This window comes from Rhodococcus olei, assembly GCF_039540555.1.
Classification (GTDB): Bacteria; Actinomycetota; Actinomycetes; order Mycobacteriales; family Mycobacteriaceae; genus Rhodococcus_G; species Rhodococcus_G olei.
Genome location: NZ_BAABFB010000013.1, coordinates 1 through 4,994 on the forward strand (window position 1 = coordinate 1; position 4,994 = coordinate 4,994).

Genomic DNA, 4,994 nt, shown 5'->3' on the forward strand with positions numbered 1-4,994 from the left:
GTACATATCATCCCCGGGAGGCCCGGGATCAGACTTTGTCTGGTCCCGGGCCTTCCGGCATTTCCGGGGCCTTTCGAAACCTGCCCCCTTTCGGGACCTGGGCCTTTCGTGCCGGCCACCGGCCGGCACCCGCATCCTGCGCGCAACGGCTTCCGGCGACCCGGGTGCCTGCGGCATCGTCACTCGTCGTAGAGGTTCCCGAACTCGTGTTCCTGGACGAGTCGCCTGGGCGCGGTCAGGCACCAGGCCTCGGTCACCAGCTCGAGCAGCTCGTCTGCCTCGATTCCCTCCAGGTGCACGACCACCCAGCCGAATTGGCCGGAGGTGAACTGGACCTCGAACACGTCGGGGCGCTCGGCGACCAGTGCGATCTGCTCGTCGAGAGTCGCTTTGAGACCGACCGTCTGTGTCTTCTCCCAGATGTAGGCGTAGCCCTTGCCGCCGACCTTGAGCGCGATCCAGTTCCCGGTGTCGATCTGCTCGGTCTCGGGCAATGTCTCCAGCATTGCGAGGAATTCCTCGACGGTCACACCCATGCCCACACGTCTACCAGAGGGTGCCGACACCCGAGGAGAGGTCCTCAGTTCGCCGCGGCGGGTGTGGCCAGTCTCGTCGGTACGGCCCGGCCGCGCAGGACCACGGAATCGCCCAGGGCCCACCGCTGCGAGACGTCCGGTGCGGCCGCGGCGACCGACCTCTCGGACGCCACCAGTGCCCCGGGGACGGATTTCGCGAGCTCGCACAGGCGGGCCGCCTCGTTGACCGGATCGCCGATGACCGTGTACTCGAAACGGTTCCGGGCCCCGATGTTGCCGGCGACGGCGACGCCGGCCGCGACGCCGATCGCGGCGCGGCAGTCCGGGACCTCGACCAGCAATCGGTCCCGGATTTGCAGTGCCGCCGCCAGCGCGCAGCCCTCGGGGTCGTCGAGTTCGGCGGGTGCACCGAAGATCGCGAGCGCGGCGTCGCCCTCGAACTTGTTGATCAGACCGCCGTGCGACTCCACCTCGTCGACGACGACCGCGAAGAACCTGTTGAGGAGTTCGACGACCTCGCTCGGCGGGCGAGTGGCCGCGATCGTCGTCGAGCCGACGAGATCGATGAAGAACACCGCGATCTGACGCTCCTCGCCGCCCAGCTCCGGATTGCGAGCGATGGCCGCGTCGGCGACCTCCCGTCCGACGTGTCTGCCGAACAACTCCTGGATGCGTTCACGCTCCCGCAGCCCCTCGGCCATCCGATTGAACCCGCTCTGCAGCTCGCCGAGCTCGGTGCCGTCGTAGACGACGACCGAGGCGTCGAGATCGCCCCTCTCGATGCGGGACATCGCGCCGCGCACCGCCCGGATCGGAGCGACGGTCGCGGAGAGCCCGAGAAGGGTCAGGGCGAACCCGGAGACCAGGGTCACCCCGCCGATCGCGAGGATCGAGACGTTCACCTGCGTCGCGTTGTCGTCGCCCCGAACGAGGCTGAAGACGGCGACGAGCATCAGGCCGACCACCGGGACACCGGTGCCCAGCGCCCAGGCGAGCAGACCGCGCCCGGTGACGCCGGCGATCCGGAACCGGCGCGGGTCCCCCGCCTCCAGCGCTCGGGCGGCGGCCGGACGCAGCGAGAACTCGCTGAGCAGGTAGCAGAACGCGCACACCGTCACCGCGCCCATCGCGATCGTGAGCGAGACCTTGGGGATCGTCGCCGGATCGATCAGCCCGTACGCGGTGGTGAACAGGGCCAGTCCGCCCGACCACAGCACGATCTGGATCCAGGTCAGCCGCCAGGGCATCGACAGCGCGGCCGTCGCCTCGCGGCGGGTCGGGGTGCGTCCCTCGACGGCCCAGCGCAGGTCACGGATGCCCATCAGGGTGCCCCACAGGGATCCGATCAGCAGCGACACGCCGACGTAGATCGGCCCGATGACGGCCGTGACGACCAGGAACTGCCGGGTGAACAGCTCCGGACCCGGAATGACGACGAGGAACAGCGCGCCCACCAGCAGTGCGCCGATGAGGTTGGCCAGCGTCAGCGACGCGGTGATCAGGATCTGGACGCGCACTCGGCGGACGCGCGGACTCTCGTCCACGGTGCCGAGGATCGGCGACCCCAGCGGTGCGGCGGAACGGCGGAATGGTCGCATGGTGTGCCTCACACTAGCGGCGCGTTCCTGGGGGAGCGCGGAGTCTGGTACGGCGAGCATGCGGGAGTCGGCGCCGGCGTGTTCTAGGGTGGTGGCCGTGCGTCTCGTGATTGCCAACTGCCAGGTCGACTACGTCGGACGACTCACCTCCCATCTGCCGAAGGCCCGCAGGCTGCTGCTGGTCAAGTCGGACGGGTCGGTCAGCATCCACGCCGACGACCGGGCGTACAAGCCGCTGAACTGGATGAGCCCTCCGTGCTGGCTCGTGGAGAACGGCGGCGACGACGGTAAGCGGCTCTGGGTGGTGACGAACAAGGCCGGCGAGGAGCTGCGCATCACGATCGACGAGATCGAGCACGACTCGTCGCACGAACTGGGCATCGACCCGGGGCTCGTCAAGGACGGCGTGGAGGCGCACCTGCAGGAGCTGCTCGCCGAGCACGTCGAAACCCTCGGCCCCGGATACAGCCTGGTGCGGCGTGAGTACATGACGGCGATCGGCCCGGTGGACCTGCTGTGCCGGGACGCCGACGGCGCCTCGGTGGCGGTGGAGATCAAGCGGCGCGGTGAGATCGACGGCGTCGAACAGCTGACCCGGTATCTCGAGCTGCTGAACCGGGATCCGTTGCTGGCGCCGGTGTCCGGGGTGTTCGCGGCCCAGCAGATCAAGCCGCAGGCGCGGACGCTCGCTGAGGACCGCGGAATCCGGTGCCTGACATTGGATTACGAGGCCATGCGGGGGATCGAGAGCACCGAGTTCCGGTTGTTCTGACCGGCCACGGCCGGTGGCGACATCTTGGTTACGCTGGACGGCATGTCTCGTCGCAACAACCGCCGCCGGTCCGCGGGTCCCGCGTCGCTGGGACTGAACGGACCCCGGGTCGAGGCCGGCCCCTCGGGGTACGGCGACGAGCAGTACCTGGTTCGTCAGATCCCCGGGGCGCGAGCGGTGAAGACCTACCGGTGCCCCGGCTGTGACCACGAGATCCGGCCCGGCGTCGCGCATCTGGTGGCGTGGCCGGCGGACGGGCTCGGTGGGGCCGAGGACCGCCGGCACTGGCACACCGGTTGCTGGAACGGACGCGGGTCGCGGGGGATCACCCGACGCTGGTCGTGACCGGCTTGTCCCCGGGCTTCTGCTCGGCGGACGTGTCGCCCTCCGGCTTGCCCTGCTTTTCCGTCGTCTGCGAGGGCGTCGACGGCGCGGCACCCTCCTCGGTGCCGGCGACCTTCGTCTCGCTCGTGCCGTCGAGCAGTTCGCCTTCGCGGTTGACCGACGCGAGCATCGCAGGCACCGAGTCCAGCTGGCCGCGAATACCCAAGAGCTGAGCCAGGATCCTGCCACGCAGAACCCGCAGTTCCTCGGCGAGTTCCTTCGCGTGCGCAATGCGCTTGTCGGCCTGCTCGGTCGCGGTCTGCAGGCGGCGGCGGGCCTCGTTCGTCGCGTCGGTCACCCGGCGTTCGGCCTCGGCCTTGCTCGACGCCTCGAGCTCCTCGACCGCGGCGACGACCGTGGTGCGGCGCTCGCTCATCGTGATCTCGAAGTCCTGCTGGATCCGGGATCGCTTCGCGTCGGACTCCGCTTCGAGCCGCGCGGCCTCGGACTGGGCGGCCTCGACGGTGCGGGCGGCCTCGGTGCGGGCACGGGCCATCGTCTGGTCGTGCTCGGTCTCCATCGCGGATCGGCGGTCGGCGAGCTCGGCAAGCTTGGCCTCGTACTTGCCGCGCAGTGCGGTCGCGTCCTGCTCGGCGATCGACACCATCTCGGCGGCGTCGGCCTGTGCCTTCGCCCGAACCTCGGAGGCCTCGTCGGACGCGAGCCGCAGCATCCGGGAAATGCGCTCGCTCATGCCCTCCGCAGTGGTCGGTGGCACGGACAGCCGGTCCACGTCCTTGCGCAGCGCGTCGATCTCGTCCCGCGCGTCCTCGAGCTGGTGAGCCAGGTCGCGGGCCTGCGCCGCCGCGGCGTCACGATCGGTCGCCGTGACACGGAGTTCCGTGTCGAACCGGTCGAAGTAGCGCCGCACCTCGTCCTTGTCGTATCCCTTGCGGACGATCGTGAACGGCATGCCGCGGTCTTGGTCGTAGGCCATGCTCATCAATTTACCGCCGGTCAGCGATACCGGGGGAGGGGCAGGTGAGTTGTGATCCGGGACACCGTGCCGCCCGCGAAAGCGGTCGGCACGGCGGCGGGTTCAGGTGCCTCGGTGCGATCTCAGTGCGCGGGATCGGCGGCCGGCTCGACGAGCTCGACCAGCACGCCGCCGGCGTCCTTCGGGTGCATGAAGTTGATCCGCGAGTCGGCGGTGCCGCGCTTCGGTGCGTCGTAAAGCAGCCGGACGCCGCCGGCGCGCAGGCGCTCGGAGATCGCGTCGAGGTCGGTGACCCGGTACGCCATCTGCTGGATGCCGGGGCCGCTGCGGTCGATGAACTTCGCGATCGTCGAGTTCTCGTTCAGCGGGGCCAGCAACTGGATCGCCGGGGCACCCGCCGGGCTGCCGGGAACCGAGAGCATCGCCTCGCGGACGCCCTGCTCCTCGTTCACCTCCTCGTGTGTGGAGACGAGGCCGAGGTGCTCGCCGTACCACGCGATGGCGGCGTCGAGATCGGGAACGGCGATGCCGACATGGTCGATGGCGGTCACCAGTTCGGAGGCCAGCGGTGAGCCGGCGGGGGCGGAGTGTGTCATACCTCCGACGTTAGCGTTACCGTCTTTGGTGTTCTCTGTCGGATGTGACTTCGGTCGCTGCCGATGCTTGCGTGATCGTTGGAGGAAGTCGTGACCAGTTCAGTCATCGTTGCCGGAGCGCGTACGCCGATGGGGCGTCTGCAGGGCTCGCTGAAGGACTTCTCGGGATCC

General features: G+C 69.3%; 6 protein-coding genes. 2 read left to right on the forward strand and 4 right to left on the reverse strand.

What is annotated here, in order from left to right; translation table 11 throughout:
- Positions 1-179: 179 nt before the first annotated feature.
- Both ABD951_RS02005 and ABD951_RS02010 read right to left on the reverse strand, forming a co-directional pair.
- Positions 180-536 (reverse strand): MmcQ/YjbR family DNA-binding protein, encoded by a 357-nt coding sequence (locus tag ABD951_RS02005; protein WP_345341532.1) that lies wholly within the window; start codon positions 534-536, stop codon positions 180-182.
- 44 nt (positions 537-580) lie between these two features.
- Positions 581-2,134, reverse strand: coding sequence for an adenylate/guanylate cyclase domain-containing protein (locus tag ABD951_RS02010; RefSeq protein WP_345341534.1), 1,554 nt, complete (start codon positions 2,132-2,134; stop codon positions 581-583).
- A gap of 97 nt (positions 2,135-2,231) precedes the next feature.
- Between ABD951_RS02010 and nucS the strand changes: the two genes are divergently transcribed.
- Both nucS and ABD951_RS02020 read left to right on the forward strand, forming a co-directional pair.
- Positions 2,232-2,906, forward strand: coding sequence for an endonuclease NucS (nucS, locus tag ABD951_RS02015; RefSeq protein ID WP_345341536.1), 675 nt, complete (start codon positions 2,232-2,234; stop codon positions 2,904-2,906).
- 42 nt (positions 2,907-2,948) lie between these two features.
- Complete coding sequence (locus tag ABD951_RS02020) at positions 2,949-3,251, forward strand: ATP/GTP-binding protein (RefSeq protein ID WP_345341538.1); 303 nt, start codon at positions 2,949-2,951, stop codon at positions 3,249-3,251.
- On the opposite strand, the gene ABD951_RS02025 is transcribed toward ABD951_RS02020, so the two are convergent.
- Positions 3,232-4,227, reverse strand: coding sequence for a coiled-coil domain-containing protein (locus ABD951_RS02025; protein WP_345341540.1), 996 nt, complete (start codon positions 4,225-4,227; stop codon positions 3,232-3,234). The genes ABD951_RS02020 and ABD951_RS02025 overlap by 20 nt on opposite strands.
- Before the next feature lie 122 nt (positions 4,228-4,349).
- A complete protein-coding gene (gene mce, locus ABD951_RS02030) occupies positions 4,350-4,823 on the reverse strand; it encodes a methylmalonyl-CoA epimerase (protein WP_345341542.1) in 474 nt (157 codons plus the stop codon).
- Between the last annotated feature and the right edge of the window lie 171 nt (positions 4,824-4,994).